Source organism: Rothia uropygialis, assembly GCF_004137765.1.
Classification (GTDB): Bacteria; Actinomycetota; Actinomycetes; order Actinomycetales; family Micrococcaceae; genus Rothia.
In genome coordinates, this window is the sequence record NZ_NOIS01000002.1 from 313,066 (window position 1) to 333,276 (window position 20,211).

The window sequence follows — 20,211 nt, forward strand, 5'->3', positions numbered from 1 at the left end:
TGTAACTGGCCTCCATGATTCCGTGCACGGTTCGCACGGTGGAGAGCTCTGGGTCAGCCGCAACCCTCGCTACAACTACCCCGGTGATCACCCGCAGGTGCGTTTTGGGGAGCTTGCCAGCCAACGATCCAGTCTAGCCGAAAGGCGGCGCATGGACCAGAACCCAGGGGCCGGGTGCGTCACACGTGGCTCGCATGCGCCGCGCCCGGTCTTTAAGAATCGGCGTGCGCCTCACTGACCGTGAAGGACAAAGCGAATATTATTCATACGCCTACGGGTTCCATAAAAGCCCGTATAACCACCGCTCAGCTCGAACTTCAAGTCGAAAAAGCAGACGTGGCTGCCATAACCAACATTGCTCCAAGCGGCCTGAAGGGGAATGGTGACCTGGGCATCCTTCCAATCCAATTTGTCCGTATGGGTTGACTTGTCCCATTGAATATTGGCACTCAGGGGCACACCGTCTTTGACGCCCCACGACGCCACACTCCCCAGGGTTGCACGGCCCGTAAACGACCTCCCTCCTTCTCGCGGCAGCACAACGGAGGGCCGGGGAACCTGGTGGTTATTCGAACCGCCATCGTAGGTTTTGAACGACATAAGCTGAGCCCACGGCCAGCACTTCGCCGCTGCACTGACGCTGTACTGAAGGTTTGCGTTAGCTAAGCCTCCAAAAGCGAGTGTGTAAGTCCTAACACCCAAAAAATTGTTGAAGGCGTGGACCGCACGGGCGCAGTTGCCCGATTGGACCTCCTCCGGTGTCAAACACGGATCGGTCGAGATGGGTGCAGGTGAGGGGGGCTGCGACGCCGCGAACGCGGGCACGGTGGCGGATGCCGCGAGCATAGGGGCGGACCAGGCGGCACCCTTGGCGAGGGTGCGACGAGAGATGTTGTGAGTCATACTCTGCTTTCGAGTCAGGCGGACGAGGCGTCCGACAATCAACAAGGCATAACCCCGGGCTAGTCACACAATAGAAAGTGAACTTCGGGCTATGGGAAATCATGGTACTAGAATGCAACTCTTTCAGTGCACATCAGAATGCACTGATAGGGCCTCCGGGGCGGGCGTGTCTAAGACAATCTTTTAGTTGACTTGCGAATACTCTTCCACAAGATAGTTATGAAAAAATTTTCTCACCGGGACACGTCACAAAAACATTCGACTGCCCTCCCGGAAACCGGTTAGCTTTACTCTAAATTTGTTTAGCTAACTAACTGGACCGGAATCCACCGAGGATTCTTCGTATTATTCCTAGTCGTTGCCGTAATGGCTTTTCGGCTCCATATTCGGTGGGCCGATAGTATTCTCGTCCCCGGAGCTCATCCGGCGCGTATTGCTGGGGCGCCACGGCGTTCGGCACATCATGGGGGTACACGTAGCCTTCGCCGTGACCGTGACGTGTCGCCCCCGCGTAGTGGGCATCCCTCACATGCGGAGGCACCGCACCGGCTTTTCCTCCACGAACATCCGCTATTGCTTCCGAGATTCCGGTGATGACCGCATTGGATTTCGGCGCGGTAGCCAGGTGGATCACCGCCTGGGCCAGGTTGATTCTCGCCTCGGGCAACCCGATGAGCTGGACCGCCTGGGCCGCGGCCACGGCCGTCTGGAGCGCCGTAGGATCCGCCATTCCGATATCCTCACTCGCGTGAACCACCAACCGACGAGCGATGAAACGCGGATCCTCCCCCGCCTCGATCATGCGGGCAAGGTAGTGAAGCGCGGCGTCGACGTCGGATCCCCTGATCGACTTAATGAAAGCCGAAATCACGTCGTAATGCTGATCCCCGCCTTTGTCATAACGCAAGGCCGCTGTGTCGAGGGCCTCTTCCGTATGCTTGCCCGTGATCTCAACAGGGGCTTCCTGGTCCTGGGATTCACCATAAGCGACGGCCGCCGCCGCTTCGAGGGCGGTCAGTGCCCGCCGGGCGTCTCCCCCGCACAACTCCACCAAATGCTTGCGGGCCGCCTCCGAAAGGACGACTTGGTCGCGCAATCCCCGCTCGGCCGAAACCGCACGATCCAACAGGTCGCCGATGTCCTCGTCCTCCAAAGGCTTGAGGGTCACCAGTATTGAGCGGGACAACAGCGGAGAGATCACCGAAAAGGAAGGATTCTCCGTGGTCGCCGCAACCAGCACGACCCACCGGTTTTCGACGCCCGGCAGCAGTGCATCCTGCTGAGCCTTGGTGAACCGATGGATCTCGTCCAAAAATAGTACGGTGGTGATTCCTCGGATGTCCCGATCATTCAACGCCTGATCCATGACCGCACGGACGTCTTTGACGCCCGCGGTCACGGCGGAGAGTTCAACGAATTTGCGGGACGAACCTCTCGCGATCACGTGCGCGATCGTCGTTTTCCCCGTCCCCGGAGGCCCCCACAGTATGACGGACGAGGGACCCGCCGGTCCGGCGTCCTCCCCTGCCAGAACCCGCAAAGGCGACCCAGGCTTGAGGGCATGCTGTTGACCGACTATTTCCTCCACCGAGCGCGGCCGCATCCGGACCGCCAGAGGGCTTTTGGGGCCGGCTGAACGACCGCGTACTGGATCGTTCGGCGAGGAATCGTCGGGAGTGTCGAATAGTGATTGCGTCACAGGCCCAGCCTATCCGAGCGGAGTCGAGGCTGGATCAGAGAAGATCCTCACTGTCCAGAACCACGGTGAACGGACCATCGTTGACGAGTTCCACCTTCATGTCCGCACCGAACCGGCCGGTCTCAACCCGGGCACCCATTCCCCGAAGGGCCGAGACGTACTGATTGAAGAGCGGTTCGGATACGGGCCCCGGGGCCGCCTTGGACCACGATGGGCGCCGCCCCTTCCTGACATCTCCGTAGAGGGTGAATTGGCTGACCGCCAGAATCGGAGCCGCCTCATCGGCGCAGGATTTCTCCCCGTCCAGAAGCCTGAGATTCCAGGTCCTCTCCGCGAGCTTGGCGATCTCGGCGTCTGCGTCATCGTGAGTGATTCCAACGAGGGCGAGGAGACCAGGCTCTTGGATTTCTCCCACCACCACATCTGAAACCGTGACACTCGCGCGTTCGACTCTCTGCAGGATTATTCGCATGCGGCCAGTTTAGACAAGGTGTTGGAGCATGGATGGGCGCTCGACCGGCCTTGCTCAACTCAGTGCACTATTGCGGCGCGGCTTCTGAGAACCTGTGTATGCCCAAACCCACAGTAATTAGCGTCGGGCGAAGACACGGTTCTGGCTCCCGTCCATCTCACCGACTGATCCGGAATCGCTTTGCATCCGCGGAAATCGTCTCTGCCGTTGTGGCAACGGCCGGGCCCAGAGTATCCAGTGAGACGGAGCCAATGTGGACAGTAATCGAAATGGCTGCGATGGGCCGGTTGTCATAACCCATGATCGCGGCCGCGGCGCAAGCGAGGTCATCACTGGATTCTTGTCTCTCATAGGCGACGCCCGCTTTGCGTATCCGGTCCAGCTCGACCAAAAGTCGCGACCGTGAAGTAATGGTGTTCGGCCCCAAGGCTTCCAACTTATCCGGCAGACTGTTCTCGATTTCGGCGTCAGGCAACCACGCGAGCAATGCCTTCCCGACACCCGTCGCATACGCCGGCAGTCTGCCTCCCACCCGTGAAGGCAGCGGCGGGCTGGTCGAACTACGCAGGATCTGTACGTAGACAACCTCGCGCCCGTCGAGGGCGGCCAGATGGACCGTTTGTCCCGTAGCCGCTCGGAGGTGGGCCATGCGGTGCGCGGCCAGACGATTGAGATCCCGTGGACCGACCGCCATAACGCCCAATTCAAAGAGACGAATCCCGAGACGAAGCTGCCTTCCGGAATACTCGAGAATTCTGTGCTCCACGAGCTCCGAGACGATCCGCGACACGGTCGCCTTGGGCAGTCCGGTCACACGACGGATATCTCCAGGAGACATCAGAGGACCCCAAAGCTGGAAAGCATTCAGGATTTGGTCGACCCGACCAATCATCGAAGCAGGAGCGTTTCGCTCAGTGGAACTCATTCTTGCCATATTCGGTTGATATGCGTGAGCGTGTCAACAACGCACTGTCGCATACATCTCGAAAAGGCCACCGATGTCCGAACCAAATCACCAAGAACTGGCGCAGTCCCTGCTCCGCGCGGAGCAGAGCGGAGACCCCATAGCCCCTCTCACACGGTCATTCCCAGGACTCTCCCAGCACGACGCTTACGCGATCCAGCAGCACCAAATCGATCACTGGGTTGCCCAAGGCCGTCGTATAGCCGGTTACAAAGTGGGATTGACCTCGACGGGGGTGCAACAACAGCTCGGGGTTGACCAGCCCGATTTCGGCCGTCTCTTCGGGGACCGGTTCCACCTCAGCGGGGCGGAGCTCGACTCCCACAAGTTCATCTCCCCTCGCATCGAGCCGGAGATCGCCTTCGTTCTCAATAAGCCACTCTCAGGCAACTGCAACACCGTGGCCGAGGTCATCGGAGCTGTCGATTATGCAATAGCAGCTCTGGAAATCGTTGATTCACGGATTGAAGACTGGAACATCACGATTTCGGACACGATCGCGGACAACGCATCCTCTGCCGCGGTCGTCCTCGGCTCGATTCCGGTGGATATACGCAATCGCGACTTCGGACTCGTCGGGTCGGTAGTTCGCAAGAACGGTGCAATCGTGGAGACCGGCGCAGGGGCCGCTGTCCTCGGCAACCCGTTGGCTTCCGTGACGTGGCTTGCCAACACCTTGGGCTCCCTCGGCACAACTCTGGAGGCAGGGTCCGTGGTGATGTCCGGGGCGTTCACAAACATGATTTCAGTCGCCGAATGCGACGTCATCTCAGCCGACTTCGCTGGTTTAGGTTCCGTCACCGCCGCGTTCTCTCCGGCCTCCCAGTAGAAAAGGACAATCCCATGGAAGAAACTGTGAACCTTCGCAAACCCACCGCGGCGATTGTAGGCCCCGGAAACATCGGAACGGATCTGCTCATCAAGCTCAAACGTCGCGGAATTTTCGATGTGCTGTACATGATCGGTGTCGACCCAAGTTCGGCAGGTTTGGAACGGGCCCGCAAGCTCGGCGTGACTGCTTCGGCGGAAGGCGTGGACTGGATGCTGAAGCAGGATGTGTTGCCGGACGTCGTCTTCGAAGCAACGACCGCGGGTGCGCATGCAGCAAATGCTCCTCGATATGCTGAGGCCGGCATCCAAGCCATCGACCTGACGCCGGCAGCTGTCGGTCCTTTCGTCAGCCCGGCCGTGAATCTGCAAGAACACCTTGGTGCGCCGAATATCAACATGATTACTTGTGGCGGCCAAGCAACCATTCCCATCGTGGCTGCCGTGCACGAGGTTACGGACGTTCCGTACGCGGAGATCATCGCCTCAATCTCTTCGCGATCGGCAGGCCCAGGTACGCGCGCCAATATTGATGAATTCACGGAGACGACCTCACAGGCCATCGAAAGCGTCGGCGGCGCACAGCGCGGTAAGGCAATTATTGTGCTCAACCCGGTGGATCCTCCGCTGGTCATGCGCGACACCGTGTTCGTGGCTATTGACCCCGATGCTGACCGGAACGCGATCACCAAAGCCATTTACCAGAAGGTATCGACCGTCCAGGAATACGTACCGGGTTACAAACTCAAGGCCGAACCTCAATTCGACGATCCCCAAGAGGCCTGGAACGGTCAAGCCCGTGTTGGTGTTTTTCTCGAAATCACGGGCAATGGCGATTTTCTCCCCGAGTGGGCCGGAAACCTGGACATCATGACGGCCGCGGCAAACCGCACGGCCGAAGAAATCGTACTCGCGAAAACCGCGAAGGAGGCCGTGGCATGAACACGAAAAAGGACGGCGTGAAGATCACCGACACAACCTTGCGCGATGGTTCACACGCCGTGGCTCACACTTTCAGTGGGGAGAACGTTCGGAACATCGTCGGGGCGCTCGACGACGCCGGCGTCTCGGTCATAGAGGTCACGCACGGTGACGGATTGGCCGGCTCCAGCTTCAACTATGGATTCAGCAAGGTCCGCGACATTGACCTGATCAGAGTGGCCGTCGAAAGAGCCCACAATGCCAAAATTGCCGCTCTCATCCTGCCGGGCCTCGGCACCATCGATAACCTGCGTGAAGCCGTGGACGCGGGAATCGGCTACGTGCGTGTGGCAACTCACTCCACCGAGGCCGATGTGAGCATCCAGCATTTCAAGGCCGCGCGCGAGCTGGGCTTGGAGACCGCCGGATTCTTGATGCTTTCGCACATGACTGAGCCGGAGCAGCTTGCGAAACAGGCACGCATTATGGCCGATGCCGGGTGCCAATGTGTTTACGTCGTGGACTCCGCGGGTGCGCTTCTGCCGGAGGGCGTGCGCGACCGCGTAAGTGCCCTAGTTGAGGAACTCGGTGATGACGCACAGGTCGGTTTCCACGGGCACATGAACCTGACTCTCGGTGTCGCCAATTCAATCGTGGCCTACGAAAACGGGGCACGACGAATCGACGGAACCTTACGCTCACTGGGAGCGGGCGCCGGTAATACTCCCACCGAAGCATTGGTTTCAACTTTCGACGCCCTCGGAATCCCCACCGGCGTAGACATGGAAAAGATTCTCTCCGCCGCCGAAGACACGCTGCGCCCTATCGTCCCTGAGTTCCCCAAGATCGACAGGGATGCGATCGTTCAAGGTCGCTACGGCGTATACAACTCTTTCTTGCTCCATGCCAAGCGCGCGGCCGAACGATACAACGTTCCCGCGCACGAAGTGCTCAAACGAGTAGGCGAGGCACATTTCGTCGGCGGACAGGAAGACATGATCATTGACATTGCCCTTGAGCTGGTCAAGGAGCGCGATTTGCAGGAGGTATCGGCATGAGCATTGCAAGCATCGAGGATGCAGTAAAGGAATTGCTGGCAGCGGAATCCAACCGGCAATCCCGGGGCCGGATCACCGACGAATGGCCGGAGCTGGACATCGACACGGCATACGAGGTTCAGGATGCGTTGATTGCTCAGCGTGTGGAGAACGGCGAGCACGTTGTAGGCGTCAAACTGGGCCTGACCAGCCGGGCCAAACAGCAGCGCATGGGAATCGACTCGCCGCTGACCGCAACCCTTACAGATGCCTACATGCTCGCCGCCGATCAGCCAGTTCCGCTGGACAAACTGATCCACCCCCGTGTCGAACCTGAGATCGTATTCGTCATGGGCGAGGATCTGTCGGGCCCCGGTATCACCTCCGCAACGGCACTCAATGCCGTGGAAAGCGTCTACGCGGGATTCGAAGTCATCGATAGCCGCTATCGCGACTTCAGCTTCGCCCTGCCTGACGTCGTTGCTGACAATGCGTCCTCCGCGTTGTTCAGCCTGGGACCGGTCCGCGTTTCCCCGACGGATCTGGACCTCGCACTCGAGGCTGTCTCATTGTCCGTTGACGGTCACGTGACGGCCACGGCCACCGGCGCAGCCGTACAAGGCCATCCGGCGGAGGCACTCGCCCTTGCGGCGAATTCCCTGGGCAAGCGTGGCCAAAAGATTCCTGCGGGAGCGATTGTGCTGACCGGCGGGCTCACGGACGCAGTTCCGGTCAGGGCCGGGTCAGCCATCACAGCCCAATTCACTCATCTCGGTTCGATTCACATCACCGGTGAATGACACTGACAACGCGGTCGATCAAAGGAGATCCGCCTTGAACACCCCAGAATTTCCAGAACCCATATTTGACGTTGCCGAAATGGCCTCATTCGAGCTCTATTCGCCTTGTGTGGATGAGACGGTGTGGTTCTTCCGCGACCTGCTCGGAATGGTGGAAACCGGCCGCGACGGCCGGTCCGTCTACATGCGAGGCTACGAGGACCCCTACAAGCATTCGCTGAAAATCACGGAGCGTGACCAGCCCGGAATGGGCTTTGCCGGTTGGCGAGCTTCTTCTCAGCCCGCTCTCGAGCGGCGTGTGAGCGCGATCGAGGCGTCCGGACTCGGCCGAGGATGGGTTGAAGGAGAAGTGGGCATGGGACCAGCCTACGAATTCACCACACCTGACGGCGCCGGACAGAGAATCAACTTCGAAGTCGATTACTTTCAGGCAGCCGAAGACCAGAAGAGCGTCGTGCTCAATCGGCCCCAACGACGTCCGCTCAATGGTGTGCCCGTGCGGGGGTTGGACCATCTGAACATCCTTTCGAAGGATGTCACAGCCAATAAGAACTTCTACTCGGAGGTTTTGGGCTTCAAACTCAGTGAACATATTGTGCTTGAGGACGGAGAGGCCGGTGCCTGGCTACGCGCGTGGACGCGCACCCACGACGTAGCGCTCGTCAAAGACGCGGTCGGAGGCGGTGGACGCCTGCATCACGTAGCATTCCTCTACGGCGTCCAGCAACACCTCGAAGACGCTTGCGACGTGATGACGGACGCAGGGATCGAGTTCGAAGCCGGGCCCGCCTGGCATGCCATCAGCCGCTCCAAATTCGTTTATGTATTCGAGCCGGGCGGCAACCGAATTGAACTCGTAGGCCAGTTAGGTCCTGAGATTACCGATCCGACCTACGAGCCGGTTTTATGGGGACTAGACTCCCTAGACCACGCGATCATCTGGTATGGAGCGGACCTCCCAGCCGAATTCGATACCTACGGGACTCCGGTCGCGGGACCGACCGCTTACCGTACACCCAATAGGTACATCGCCGATGAGGCCAAGGTACTGTTCGGCGCACGCTGAGCAACCGAGCCAGAATCAAACCCCGGAAAGGATTCACATGCCGCTAGCACAACTATCGATTGCCGAGGGGCGCTCGCCCGAACAAATCCGAGAGCTCATTCGTTCCGTCACGGAGGCAGTATCGACATCGCTCGACGCACCGGCTGAGAACGTGCGTGTCACCGTGAACGAATTTCCGTTGACGCACTGGGGTTCTGGTGTTCAGACTCTCGCCGAGAAACGCTCGAATACGCAATAGGTCTAAGCCACGGTGCATGGGGGCTCGCTTGGCATTCCATCAGACCTCCCGCTTGCGGCAGGTTCGCCCTATACCGATCCGTCCGCTTGCACCGTCAAAGGATCTGTATTGCACGTGCAAGGGGATCAAGGACGCAGATCCCACCAACCTCGCAGTCAACGGTTGGAACCCAGAACGTCCTCTCTGAAAGGCCAACCACTATGCAGATTACTGCAGCCGTTGTTCGCGACCACAAACAGCCCCTCGTCGTCGAGGACGGCATCGAACTGGACGAGCTCAAGCCCAATGAGGCGCGGGTCCGTATAGTCGCAGCAGGTATCTGCCATACAGATGCCGTGGTCCGAGACGGTGTCTATCCGACACCCCTGCCTGCCGTCCTCGGTCATGAGGGCGCCGGTATCGTCGAAGCTGTCGGCGAAGCCGTGACGAATGTAAAGGTCGGAGACCACGTCGCTCTCGGCCCAGCCTATTGCGGTACATGCAATCAATGCCGCTCAGGGAATCCGGCCTACTGTGAGAACGTATTCGCCGAGGACTTCGGCGGAAGGCGGCGCGATGGTTCCACCGCTCTGTCGAAGAACGGTGAACAACTATCCTCACACTTCTTCGGCCAGTCATCCTTCGCGACTCATGCCAATGTCGTCCAAGAAAGCCTCATAGTCCTCGACAAGGACGTTCCTCTTGAACTCGTGGGGCCCCTGGGTTGCGGGTTCAACACCGGCGCCGGAGCCGTCCTGAACGAACTGCGTCCGGCGCCCGGCACCACGTTGGCCGTCTTCGGGACCGGCGCCGTCGGCAGTGCCGCCATCATGGCCGCGAAGATATCCGGATGTACCACAATCGTCGCCCTGGACATTCACGATTCCCGGCTGGAGACGGCGATGGAGCTCGGTGCGACTCACACCATCAACTCCCGAGAAATCGATGCCGTCGTCGATGGCCTGATGAAGATCACCGGCGGCGAAGGCATCAACTTTGCGATCGATACGACGGGCATACCCGTCCTCCTCACGCGGGCTGCTCAGGCATTGGCCAAACGTGGCACCTTGGCCACCGTGGCATCTACGACATCAGGCACAGAAGTCCCATTTGAAATCGGCGACTCCTTGGTCAAGGGATGGACTTTCAAGACAATCATCGAAGGCAGCTCCGTCCCCCAGGTGTTCATTCCTCGTCTGGTTCAGCTCTGGAAACGAGGCGACTTTCCTTTTGACAGACTGGTTAAATACTACGAATTCGACGACATCAACCAGGGGTTCGTGGACTCCGCCAACGGCACGGTCATCAAACCCATTGTCCGACTTCCGCAATAGACAACCTGCTCGCTCATCCCTGGAATCGCCTCAATAAACTCGAATCCGCAGAGACAAAACCGTACCGGGCCAGACAGAGGTCCCAACTACGACCCATGGTATTTCCCCAGGACCGCGACCAGACCAAACTTCGAAAGGACACCGATGACAACCGCAGCCCGACAGTACATCGATGGAGAACTGACAGAATCCGAAATGTTCGAGCAGGCCTTCAACCCCGCCACAGGCAAGAGCCTCGGCGAATTTTCCGACGGTACCGCCGGGGACGCCCGAGCCGCGGTCGATGCTGCCCGAGGGGCTTTCGAGACGACCGACTGGGCAAGCAACAGGCAGGTACGAAGCCGCGTTCTCATGAACATGGCAGACCTGCTCGAAGCCCGTTCCGACGAATTCATTCGAGCACTTTCCCGAGACAACGGAAAGACTCTGGAGCAAGCCCGATTCGAGCTCTCTGTGTCCGTGCCCAAACTGCGCTATTACGCGGCCGCCGCCCTCACCGAAACCGGACACGCATCGGAGACTGCGCCCGGTCTCATCCAGCGCAGCGTCGCCGAGCCCGTGGGTATCGCTGGAGTCATAGTGCCCTGGAACTCCCCCATAGTGCTCTCTATTCGGTCCTTCGCCCCGGCGCTGGCCGCTGGTTGCACCGTGGCCATGAAGCTCCCGCCTCAAACGGCTATGGTCAATGGGCTTCTGCACCAACTATTCGCGGACACAAGTGACTTGCCACGGGGGGTCATCAACTCCGTGACTGAATCCGGCAACCATTTGGCCGAACTGCTGACTACTTCGCCGCACGTGGCTGCGGTCAGCTACACGGGCAGCGCCAAAGTAGGGCGAACCATCATGGCCAACTCAGCGCCACACTTGAAAAAGCTGTCTTTGGAGCTGGGCGGAAAGACTCCCATGATGATTTTTTCCGACGCGGACCTTGATGCTGCCGTTCCCGTGCTCGTCCAGGGCATCACCACTTTCACAGGACAGTTCTGTATGGCCGGAAGCCGAATTCTGGTCCATGAGTCACGCGCCGAGGAACTCAGCAAACGACTGGTTGCCGCGCTGGATGCGGTCACGGTGGGAGCAGGTGACGAGAACGGTGTCGACATGGGACCCATGATCGACGCTGCCAACGCCTCACGCGTAGACCGAACCGTACAGACGGCCATCGACAATGGTTCGGCGACGGCTCTCAGACGGGGAGGGCAGCAAGGAGATACCGCTTTCTATTCTCCGAGCCTGCTTGCCGTGGCCGATGTCGGTGCGGGAATCGTTCAAGAAGAGGTTTTCGGTCCAGTTGCAACCTTCGAGACCTTCAGCTCCGACGACGAGGCTGTGTCGAAGGCCAATGCCACTGAGTACGGACTCGCGGCAAGCATTTGGACTCGGGACGTGGACCGCCCATCGCGCGTGGGGCGGCGCATCAAAGCCGGCACTATATGGACCAACACATGGGCGGTGGTGACGGACTCCTTCGAAGAGGGAGGGTTCAAACAGTCCGGATTGGGGCGTCTCAATGGACTCGGAGCGCTCGCGGAGTTCCAGGAGATCAAAACCTACACCCAACAACTCTGAGCCAAGTCGCTCGGAGTCCACTCCCCTGAACCCCGTCAGGCGACATGACGTAACCGCTGTGTTCGGCAGGCAACCAGTTTAGGGCCGGTCCCCCGAAATGAGCGCCAACGATTGTAGATCACCGGCCCCATCAGACCCGCCCCGTGTTCCTGTCAGTATCCGAACAGGGTCGGTACGGCGATGGGTCCGGCACCGAATGCCAGAACGACTGCCGCCAAACTCAACAAGAGCAAGTCGTACTCCGGGCCACCGGACGAGGCCCAGTATGTGCTGTGCCACTTGAAAACGTGCAGGCTCGTCGTGATGATCATCAGCAGGATCACACCGGTTCCGGCCCACTGAGCCAGAACACCGGTCGTGAAGGAGAGCGCCGCAGCGAGTTCGGCGACGGTGACGAACCACGCTGCCGGAACGTTGAGACCATCGTTTTTCGCGAAGCCAGGGACGTCCTTGGCCTTAACCCAGAACTCACGAAAAAACGCCACGGCAAGCACGGCACGTACCAGCAGAAGGACAACCGCTGCGATGAGCGGCGGAACAGTAATCATCCTCATTCACCCCTTCTGCCGCGAGGACCAATCGTGAACTAATACCGGCCCTCACTCCCCTAGCCGCATCGAAGATGCTGTGCGTCAAGGTCACTAGGGAAGGACAACTCTAGCAAGCTACGACGAGTCCCGGAAGGTATTCCCTATGAAGTCCTGTCGGTGACGAGCGGGCATCCGCATCACCTATTAAGAGGAGGTCGAGGATCGATCCCTTAAATCGCGGTGAGACGGCGAGCCGCTGCCAGGCCCTCGCTCGTTGCCCGCACGGCATCCACGGCGCGCGCTTCCCGCGCCCCACCGACCACTTCAAAGGCAACGCCCGTGGCCCCGAGCTGTGTTGAGAGCGGGTCAGAGGACTCCTGGCCCGCGCAGACGACCACGGTGGTCGCGGGGATCCGTTCGATCCTTCCTTCGCGGGAGATTTCGACGGCATCGTCCGTGATGCCCACGTAGTCGAGATCTTTGATCATCGAGACCCCGGCGTCACGGAGCACCCCGACATTGACCCAACGGGTCGTCTTGCCTGTCCCCTGGCCGAAACGTCCGGAACGGCGCATGAGGGTCACCTGCTGGCCAGGCCTGGGAGCAGGCCGTGGGGTGCCGCGTCGCTCGGCGAGAGCGCTCGTGGGGGAAAGAACCGTCGGCTCGACGTCGAACCGTTGCGCGAAGCCGACCCACCTCCAGGCGGGATACGCGGTCTCCACCAGGGAGGCGGCCACGTCCACGCCGATGCCGCCTCCGCCGATGATCGCCACAGGGCCCGGGGCAACCCCATCGCGCAGGGCCTTCTCATAACCTATGACATGTGGTTGGTCGGCCCCGGGCAGATCGATACTGCGAGACCTGACGCCGGTTGCGAGCACGACACCGTCGAAACCGGTGAGCTCGCGCGCATCCGGGGCATGCTCGAGCTCAATACGAACGCCCTCCCGCCTGAGCCGCTCCTCGGCAGCCGCGACCATGACCCCGTAATCCTCCTTGCCGGGAACCCGGGCGGCGAGCTTGAACTGACCGCCCAATGCAGCGGAACTCTCGAAGACAGTCACACGATGACCACGGAGAACCAGGTCCTCGGCCGCGGCCAGTCCTGCCGGACCGCCCCCTACCACAGCCATGGAACGAGGCTCGGGCGAGAGCTCCAGCGGGAAGCCCGATTCCTGCCCCGCTCGCGGATTGACCAGGCAGGATACGGCAGTGAAGGACATCGAACGGTCGATGCAGGCCTGATTGCACCCAATGCAGCGGTTGACCAAGCTGGCGTCTCCGGCCAAGGAACGGGCCATCAGGTCCGCATCCGCGAGGAAAGGCCGGGCCATCGCCACGGCATCGACGCGACCACGGGCCAAAATCTCTTCGGCTTCGGTCAAATCCACGATGCGGTTGGAAGCGATGAAAGGCAGATCCGGATGAACGGCATGAACGACGTCGGCGACGCGTTCCCCATACGCGACCCACGCACCGTGCGGGATCGAGGACTGGACAGTCGGGACCCGGGACTCGTGCCACCCCACCCCCATGCTCAGCGCATCGGGGCCCTCTTCAGCCACCGCCAGGGCAAAAGCGTCGGTCTCCGCGGGAACCGTGGATCCCGGCATCAGGTCTTCAACGGAAAGACGGACGATCACCGGCGTGTCCGGGCCCACCGCCTCCCGCACGGCCCGCACGACTGCTAGCGGAAAACGCATCCGGGCCTGGGAATCTCCGCCCCAGGCATCTTCTCGGAGGTTGGTCAACGGGGACAGAAATTGGTTGAGCAGGTACCCCTCGGAAGCCATGATTTCCACCGCGTCGAAGCCAGCATCTCGGGCCGCGGCGGCCGCGGCGGCAAAATCATCAATCGTAGAGCGAATCCCGGCCTCGTCGAGCTCTGCGGGAACAATACCGCCCGCCGCCCGCCACGGGACCGGTGAGGGCGCGACGGCCCAGTCACCGACGGCATAGCGCCCGGCGTGGAAGAGCTGGGCGGCAATCAGCCCGTTCTCGGCGTGAACGGCCCTGACCGCCTCCGCGAGGTTCTCGGTCACGGCCGGATCGGTGAGCACTACGTAGTCCTCGCCACCGGATCCGGCCTGGTTGACCGCGAGCCCGCCCGTGACCATCAGTCCCGCCCCGCCCCGGGCGCGCTCTGCATAGAACGCGCCCAGGGCGGTTGCATCATGTTCGCGGCCCGTGTGCATGGAGCCCATCACAATGCGATGCGGAAGCCTCAGGCTCCCGAGGCCAAGGGGTGTTGCGATACGGGGAAAGGGAGCGCTCACTCCTGCCCGAACACCGCCTCGCGCAAGGGCTCCTTGGTGTCGGCCCAGTAAGGCGGGGCGATGACGGACAGGCCGCCGTCGACGTTGAGCACCTGGCCCGTGATGTACCCGGCCTGCTCCGAAAGCAGAAACAGCGCCGCCTGGGCCATGTCCTCAGCGGTGGCCGGACGCCCCAACGGCAGCTTCTCCACCACGGAATCCATATCCGCCATGCCTGGGACCTTGTTGTAGAAAAAGTCCAGGGAATCCGTGTCGATCAGACCGCCGTTGACGGCGTTGACGGTGATATTGCGCGGGCCGAACTCGACGGCCATGTAGCGCATGTACTGTTCGCCCATGGCCTTCGCCGCGCCGAGGGCCGCGTACGTCGGGAAGGCCGAATGCGAACCGTAGCTGGACATGTAGACGATCTTTCCGCCGTCACGCATGCGCTCGGCGGCGCGCTGCGCGCCGAGCACGAAACTGCGGACGTTCATCGCATAGCTTCGATCCAGGTGGTGAACTTTCAGATCTTTGACCGGCTTGAATGCAGAGGCCGCGGCATTGGCCACGAAGGCGTCCACATGGTCATAAGCCGCATCAACCGCGGCGAAGAGCTCGTCGACGCCCTCAGGGGACTCGACGTCCGCCTGGACCGTGATCCCGCCACCGCCCGCTTCGCGCACGGCCGCGAGGGACTCCTCGGCCAGTTCCGAATTGGCCTTGTAGTTGATGACCAGATGAGCGCCCTGGGCCCCCAACCGCTGGGCCAGCAATCTGCCGATGCCTCGGCTGGCCCCGGTAATGACGATGACGCGAGGAGATTCGCTCACCACTGTCCTCCTTCGGTAGATACGGTTCCCGAGAGAACACCTCGGGAGATTACCTGCTTCTGAATCTCGTTGGTTCCTTCTTCGAAACGCTGGGCACGGGCGTCCCGGTAAACGCGTTCAATGGGGTTCTTCTTCCAGTATCCGCGACCTCCATGGACCTGCAGGGCGTTGTCGGTCACGAAAGTGAGCATGTCCACGGCGGTGAGTTTCGCAGCGGAGGAGAGCTCGCCGGCGTCCGGAGCGCCAGCCTCGTAGGCGCGAGCCGCCTGCATCACGAGCGCTTTGGCCGCGGCCAGACGCGCATAGTTCTCAGAGAGCATGAACTGAATCGCCTGGCGCTTGGCCAGTGGTTTACCGAACGTCACACGCTCGTTCGCGTATTCGATGGCCAGTTCCTGGGCACGTTCGGCCAGCCCGACGCAGCTCATAGCTACGCCGACCCGGCTGGGAGTCAGAAATCCGCCGAGTGCAATCTCGAGGCCCTGCCCCTCCTCGCCGATGCGGTAACGGGCCGGGAATCGGGTCTCGTTGAAACGCAGGATCGCGTGATCGGTTCCTCGGACACCCATCGTGTCGGAGTCGTCAATGACCTCCGCGCCGGGCAGATGGTTGGGCATCGTGAAGCTCACGAGTCCCTCCTTGCCGGAAGTTCCCTCGAGGCGTGCGGTGATCAGCAGGTAATCGGCCTTCACTCCGAAGGTGATCAGGTGCTTCTCGCCGTTCATGACGTATTCGTCGCCTTCGCGGCGAACCGTCGTGCCGATATCGGCTCCCGAGCCGCGGTCATGCTCGGTCAGGGTGAAGGCAACGCGCTTGTCCGCCTTGACCGCGGGAATGAGGACCTCCTCCCGCAGCTCCTGTGAGGCGTATGGGGCCATCGCCCGCCACGTCCCGTTGTTCACGTGCACGAGCATCCGGATCGAAGCGTGGGACTTGGAAATCACTTCCAGAACCTGGAGGTAATCCGAGAAGGACATCCCTGCCCCACCGAGTTCCTGCGGGGCCGCGAGGGACAACCATCCACGGTCGCGGAGCTCGGTCACGAGCTCATCCGGTACTGTGCCGGTGTCTTCGATGCGTTCGGCCCATTCCTCACCCGGTCCGGAGACCCAAGCTCGCACCTCGTCCAGGAGCTCGCCAAGGCTCTGGCTGTTGTTGTCGACCATGCTGATATCAGCTCTCTTTCCGGCCATCGCGGCCGTCGGCGGCGAGGGCCGCGGCGGCCTCGCGCAAAATGTTCTTCTGAATCTTCCCCGAGGCGTTGCGCGGCATTTCGTCAATGTGCTCGACGCGCTCGGGCCAGTAGTACTTGGACACGCCAGCAGCGGAGAGGTACTCCTGAATGCCGGGCAGGTCGAGGGTCCGGTCCTTCTGGGCGTCAACCAGGTAGGCGCAGCCGCGTTCACCGAGCCGCGGATCCGGCATCGCCACCAGGGCCACGTCCGCCACCAAGGGGTGCCGGAAGAGCAGATTCTCGATCTCGCTGACCGGGATCTTCTCCCCTCCGCGGTTGATGATGTCTTTGACACGGCCAGTGACCTTGAGGTACCCGTTCTCGTCGATGACGGCGAGATCGCCCGTCCTGTAGAAGTCATCGTCCGTGAATACCTCCGCGGTGAGGTCCGAACGCTCAAGATAGCCGCCGAACAGGGTCGGCGAGGCGAACTCGAAGTTTCCCTCAACGCCTGCCGGAACCTCATGCCCTTCATCGTCGACGATGCGCAGGGTGATCCCCGGAAGGGCCCGTCCGTCGGTACCCCACATGCTCTCCGGGACGTCGTCCGGGCCCGACAACGTGGCCAGGCAGGTCTCCGTGGTGCCGAAGGCCCCGAGCACGGAGGTCTCCAGCACCGTCGTGGCCCGCTGGGCCAGTTCGCGCGGAACCGCGGCCCCCGTCGCAACAAAGGTCGTCAGGCTTTCGGGTGCTTCCCTCTGCCCGGACTCCACGAGCCCGACGAGGTCCATCAGGAACGGGGTCGCGGCCTGGACGAAGGAGACCTTAGCCTGCTCGAAGGCCTGATCCAGGGCCTTCTCCCCCGACCAGATCGGCTGGATCACCTGCGCGACGCCAAGCCGGAAGGCCAACAACATCCCATAGAGGAAGCCGGTCTGGTGAGCCAGCGGGCTCGGCACAAAGATCCGGTCCCCCGAGCCGAGACCCGAGCGGGCAACGTGCATGGAAGTGGCCTGACCCAAAGTGCGATACGGATGCTGAACGCCCTTGGGCTCGCCCGTGGTACCGGAGGTAAACAGCAGCTGGCAGATGTCCTCCTCGCTGGGCATGCGGTCGGCGATGGCCCCCAGCTCCGGAGTCACCGAAGCCAGAGCCCGGTCGTAATAGCGCCAGGTCCAAGCGGAAGCGTTCCAACGGGCTGCCGCTTCTTCGGGAATCGGCGACAGACCCTTGTTCTCCTCGCCGTCGCGGGCCGCGGCCTGAACGACCACGATGTTCTCGAGCGCAAGCTTGCGCCCCGTGGCCTCGGCCTCGTCAGCCACGGCCAGCAGCTCGAGAGCGGCACGGCGGCCACGGAAGAGGTCGGGCAGGAAAAGGATCTTGGCCTTCGAGCGGACCAGGGTCATGCAAACTTCCCGCGGGCCGAAGACCGGCATGATCGGGGTGACGACTGCGCCGATCTGCATGGCGCCCAGTGACACGGCCACGAACTCGCGCCAATTGGGCAACTGCACTGCGATCGCGTCACCACGGATTGTGCCCAATTCGATGAGCATCTGCGAGATCCGGTCGGCTTCGTCCTGAAGCTCGCTCCACGTCGTGGTGGAGGCGGTTTCACCCTCGGCAACCTCGATCACCGCGGCCTCCTCGGGGCTGCGCGCCGCGCGTTCTCGCACCAAGCGAGGGAACACAGCATCCTCGTGGGGCACGTCCTCCTCCGGATGCCGGGGAGCGGACTCGAGTGCGGGTTCGGAGTGCTTCTCGCGACGCGAGTCCGAGCCGACCCCGATGCTCAGACCGATGCTCTCCATCGCGTCGAGAAACTCCGGATATGAGGTCCGATACGCATGCGGATAGGTCAGGCTGGTGACCCCCTGACACCTCGTGGCGGCCACAGCCAGGGCCATGAGCACACGGTGGTCGTTGAAGCTCGACAGCGCGGCTCCGGTCCCCCTGCCGCTCTCGATGCCGGTGATGTGCAAGGCGGTAGCTTCCTGCTCAGCGTGTCCGCCAAGCCGGTTGACCTGGAGCATCGCGGCAACCCGGTCTGACTCCTTGAGCCGAGCATGGCCGACGTTGCGCAGATGGCTCGTGCCATGGGCAAAGCATGCAAGATCGGAAAGAACGGGGACGAGGTCGGGGAAGGTCGTCGCGTCGAGATCGAAAGGCTGGAGGGTCAGGCCGTCATGGCGGATACGCACCCATCCGGTCTCAGGATCCCTGGTCAGAGGAACGCCCATTTCGGTAACGATGTCGAGGAACTCGGCCTCCGGGTGGTCCGCTTCGGCGGAGGTGGCGGCGGTGAGCCCTTCGAGCAGGACGTCGGCCGGGTGCAACGCAGCAGCCGCGATCCCGAAAGCCGCCGATCCGATGTCCGCCGGGATCGTGTAGTCCCGAGCCTTCGGGGTCTGCCCCGCAGGAATCCGGTAAGTCAGCTCGTCCTCACTGACCTCGACCTCCAGGCCCCAATGGCGCATCAGGCGCAAAGTCAGGTCCACATAGGATCCCTCGTTGAGCTTGCCGCCGGTCACGTGAATCGTTGTGTCCGTCTCGGCGAAGGGAGCCAGGAGCAACAGCCCGGAGATCCACTGGGAGAGGGTCCCTGCAATCTCGATGTCGCCCCCTCGGGGACGACCGGGCTGGACGGTGATCGGCGGGCAGTCATCCTCGGAAGAGAGCTCGACGCCCATTTGCTGGAGAGAGTCGAGGAGGGCCTTGATGGGGCGTCGCCGGAAATACTTCATGCCCGTCAGGGTTATCGGGCTATCGGACAAGCAAGCCAGGCCGGTGAGGAAGTACAGGGTTGTACCCGAGGCACCGACATCGAGCAGGCCCTCACCACCGTCCGATCCTCGTTCCCGAATCGGCACGCTGCGAAAGCGCCCACCCGTCCCGTTGACGATATACGCGTCTTTCGTGACGGTGATTCCTACTCCCAGGGCCCGCAAACATGCGATAGTCCATTCGGCCTGCCTGGTGTGCGAGACACCGTGCAGGATACTGACGCCATCGGCTAGTCCGGCCAGAACCAGCGCGCGGTGCACATGGTACTTGGACACTGGAATGCTCAGAGTGCCGGTGACGGATCCTTGATGTTCTGTGGAATTCAACTGCACGTATTCGACGTTAGCACTGTGTCCCGGTCTGTCCGTGAACCATGAAACAAATCGGCGCCGTTCTAAGACGGACGAGAGCATATCCGTCCGCCCTAGACCGCCGGAGACTCCGGTTGCACGCCCTGGTTCCAGCCGAATGCGAATCCCTGAGCCAGAATGTTGTCACCGGGCCGCCCGATTCGGCAGGACCGTCCACGGACCTCCATTTCAATGACTAGGAATGCAATACGTATCGAGGCCCGACTTCTTTTGGAAACCAATTCAAACCGACGTAACGGATCCGTAACGGCAATTAGCACAAGCGACCGGACCTATCAAGGGGAAATACAACCACTACTTCGGGGCCAGCAACAGCCCGGCCAGTTAATTCCCCGACTTTTCGGACTAGGGAAAACAGTCCTGGGATAACGGTTACTTTCTCATCAAGCTAATTTTGTATAGCTTTCAAATAGTTACGCGAAGGTGAGGCTGACGTACGTCATACCCTCGC

The 20,211-nt window shown here is 61.3% G+C and carries 17 protein-coding genes; 8 read left to right on the top strand and 9 right to left on the bottom strand.

The features are described 5' to 3' along the window. Positions 1-231 precede the first annotated feature (231 nt). The 4 genes from EWV35_RS13430 to EWV35_RS05045 form a co-directional block, all read right to left on the bottom strand. A complete protein-coding gene (locus tag EWV35_RS13430) occupies positions 232-903 on the bottom strand; it encodes a hypothetical protein (protein WP_238654166.1) in 672 nt (223 codons plus the stop codon). A 310-nt stretch (positions 904-1,213) separates the two neighbouring features. After that, entirely contained in the window at positions 1,214-2,602 is a 1,389-nt protein-coding gene (locus EWV35_RS05035) for a replication-associated recombination protein A (RefSeq protein WP_238654167.1), read from the bottom strand. A gap of 34 nt (positions 2,603-2,636) precedes the next feature. Continuing rightward, positions 2,637-3,074, bottom strand: coding sequence for a D-aminoacyl-tRNA deacylase (gene dtd / locus EWV35_RS05040; RefSeq protein WP_129658731.1), 438 nt, complete (start codon positions 3,072-3,074; stop codon positions 2,637-2,639). A gap of 157 nt (positions 3,075-3,231) precedes the next feature. Continuing rightward, the gene (locus EWV35_RS05045; protein WP_165168355.1) at positions 3,232-3,999 is read right to left on the bottom strand and encodes an IclR family transcriptional regulator; all 768 of its coding nucleotides are present in this window, start codon (positions 3,997-3,999) and stop codon (positions 3,232-3,234) included. Positions 4,000-4,072: 73 nt separating this feature from the next. Between EWV35_RS05045 and EWV35_RS05050 the strand changes: the two genes are divergently transcribed. From EWV35_RS05050 to EWV35_RS05085, 8 genes are all read left to right on the top strand, one after another. After that, positions 4,073-4,867 (top strand): 2-keto-4-pentenoate hydratase, encoded by a 795-nt coding sequence (locus tag EWV35_RS05050; RefSeq protein ID WP_129658735.1) that lies wholly within the window; start codon positions 4,073-4,075, stop codon positions 4,865-4,867. A gap of 14 nt (positions 4,868-4,881) precedes the next feature. Continuing rightward, the gene (locus EWV35_RS05055) at positions 4,882-5,808 is read left to right on the top strand and encodes an acetaldehyde dehydrogenase (acetylating) (RefSeq protein WP_193554080.1); all 927 of its coding nucleotides are present in this window, start codon (positions 4,882-4,884) and stop codon (positions 5,806-5,808) included. Next, positions 5,805-6,845 carry a 4-hydroxy-2-oxovalerate aldolase gene (gene dmpG, locus EWV35_RS05060; protein WP_129658737.1) on the top strand — a complete coding sequence of 347 codons (1,041 nt, stop codon included), beginning with the start codon at positions 5,805-5,807 and terminating at the stop codon, positions 6,843-6,845. Before EWV35_RS05055 ends, dmpG begins: the two co-directional genes overlap by 4 nt. Further along, the gene (locus EWV35_RS05065) at positions 6,842-7,624 is read left to right on the top strand and encodes a 2-keto-4-pentenoate hydratase (RefSeq protein ID WP_129658739.1); all 783 of its coding nucleotides are present in this window, start codon (positions 6,842-6,844) and stop codon (positions 7,622-7,624) included. The genes dmpG and EWV35_RS05065 overlap by 4 nt, the downstream gene beginning before the upstream one ends. 34 nt (positions 7,625-7,658) lie before the next feature. Beyond that, entirely contained in the window at positions 7,659-8,690 is a 1,032-nt protein-coding gene (locus tag EWV35_RS05070) for a VOC family protein (RefSeq protein WP_202976031.1), read from the top strand. Positions 8,691-8,727: 37 nt separating this feature from the next. Next, positions 8,728-8,928 (top strand): tautomerase family protein, encoded by a 201-nt coding sequence (locus EWV35_RS05075; RefSeq protein WP_129658741.1) that lies wholly within the window; start codon positions 8,728-8,730, stop codon positions 8,926-8,928. A gap of 200 nt (positions 8,929-9,128) precedes the next feature. Then, a complete protein-coding gene (locus EWV35_RS05080) occupies positions 9,129-10,241 on the top strand; it encodes an NAD(P)-dependent alcohol dehydrogenase (RefSeq protein ID WP_129658743.1) in 1,113 nt (370 codons plus the stop codon). Positions 10,242-10,385: 144 nt separating this feature from the next. Continuing rightward, positions 10,386-11,813: an aldehyde dehydrogenase family protein gene (locus EWV35_RS05085; RefSeq protein WP_129658745.1), complete on the top strand. Its 1,428-nt coding sequence runs from the start codon at positions 10,386-10,388 to the stop codon at positions 11,811-11,813. A gap of 152 nt (positions 11,814-11,965) precedes the next feature. Here the strand turns inward: EWV35_RS05085 and EWV35_RS05090 are convergent, their stop codons facing one another. The 5 genes from EWV35_RS05090 to aroA form a co-directional block, all read right to left on the bottom strand. Further along, entirely contained in the window at positions 11,966-12,361 is a 396-nt protein-coding gene (locus EWV35_RS05090) for a DoxX family protein (RefSeq protein WP_129658747.1), read from the bottom strand. 212 nt (positions 12,362-12,573) lie between these two features. Next, a complete protein-coding gene (locus EWV35_RS05095) occupies positions 12,574-14,619 on the bottom strand; it encodes an oxidoreductase (protein WP_202976032.1) in 2,046 nt (681 codons plus the stop codon). After that, positions 14,616-15,431, bottom strand: coding sequence for an SDR family oxidoreductase (locus EWV35_RS05100; protein WP_202976033.1), 816 nt, complete (start codon positions 15,429-15,431; stop codon positions 14,616-14,618). The genes EWV35_RS05095 and EWV35_RS05100 overlap by 4 nt, the downstream gene beginning before the upstream one ends. Then, complete coding sequence (locus EWV35_RS05105) at positions 15,428-16,597, bottom strand: acyl-CoA dehydrogenase family protein (RefSeq protein WP_129658751.1); 1,170 nt, start codon at positions 16,595-16,597, stop codon at positions 15,428-15,430. Before EWV35_RS05105 ends, EWV35_RS05100 begins: the two co-directional genes overlap by 4 nt. 7 nt (positions 16,598-16,604) lie before the next feature. Then, a complete protein-coding gene (gene aroA / locus EWV35_RS05110; RefSeq protein ID WP_238654169.1) occupies positions 16,605-19,721 on the bottom strand; it encodes a 3-phosphoshikimate 1-carboxyvinyltransferase in 3,117 nt (1,038 codons plus the stop codon). Positions 19,722-20,211 lie beyond the last annotated feature (490 nt).

What these genes read in the sequence shown, in the direction of transcription:
- EWV35_RS05055 (WP_193554080.1), top strand. Translation starts at nt 4,882, where the DNA reads ATGGAAGAAACTGTGAACCTTCGCAAACCCACCGCGGCGATTGTAGGC.
- EWV35_RS05090 (WP_129658747.1), bottom strand. Translation starts at nt 12,361, where the DNA reads ATGATTACTGTTCCGCCGCTCATCGCAGCGGTTGTCCTTCTGCTGGTA.
- EWV35_RS05065 (WP_129658739.1), top strand. Translation starts at nt 6,842, where the DNA reads ATGAGCATTGCAAGCATCGAGGATGCAGTAAAGGAATTGCTGGCAGCG.
- dtd (WP_129658731.1), bottom strand. Translation starts at nt 3,074, where the DNA reads ATGCGAATAATCCTGCAGAGAGTCGAACGCGCGAGTGTCACGGTTTCA.
- dmpG (WP_129658737.1), top strand. Translation starts at nt 5,805, where the DNA reads ATGAACACGAAAAAGGACGGCGTGAAGATCACCGACACAACCTTGCGC.
- EWV35_RS05045 (WP_165168355.1), bottom strand. Translation starts at nt 3,999, where the DNA reads ATGAGTTCCACTGAGCGAAACGCTCCTGCTTCGATGATTGGTCGGGTC.
- EWV35_RS13430 (WP_238654166.1), bottom strand. Translation starts at nt 903, where the DNA reads ATGACTCACAACATCTCTCGTCGCACCCTCGCCAAGGGTGCCGCCTGG.
- EWV35_RS05080 (WP_129658743.1), top strand. Translation starts at nt 9,129, where the DNA reads ATGCAGATTACTGCAGCCGTTGTTCGCGACCACAAACAGCCCCTCGTC.
- EWV35_RS05075 (WP_129658741.1), top strand. Translation starts at nt 8,728, where the DNA reads ATGCCGCTAGCACAACTATCGATTGCCGAGGGGCGCTCGCCCGAACAA.
- EWV35_RS05085 (WP_129658745.1), top strand. Translation starts at nt 10,386, where the DNA reads ATGACAACCGCAGCCCGACAGTACATCGATGGAGAACTGACAGAATCC.
- EWV35_RS05050 (WP_129658735.1), top strand. Translation starts at nt 4,073, where the DNA reads ATGTCCGAACCAAATCACCAAGAACTGGCGCAGTCCCTGCTCCGCGCG.
- EWV35_RS05105 (WP_129658751.1), bottom strand. Translation starts at nt 16,597, where the DNA reads ATGGTCGACAACAACAGCCAGAGCCTTGGCGAGCTCCTGGACGAGGTG.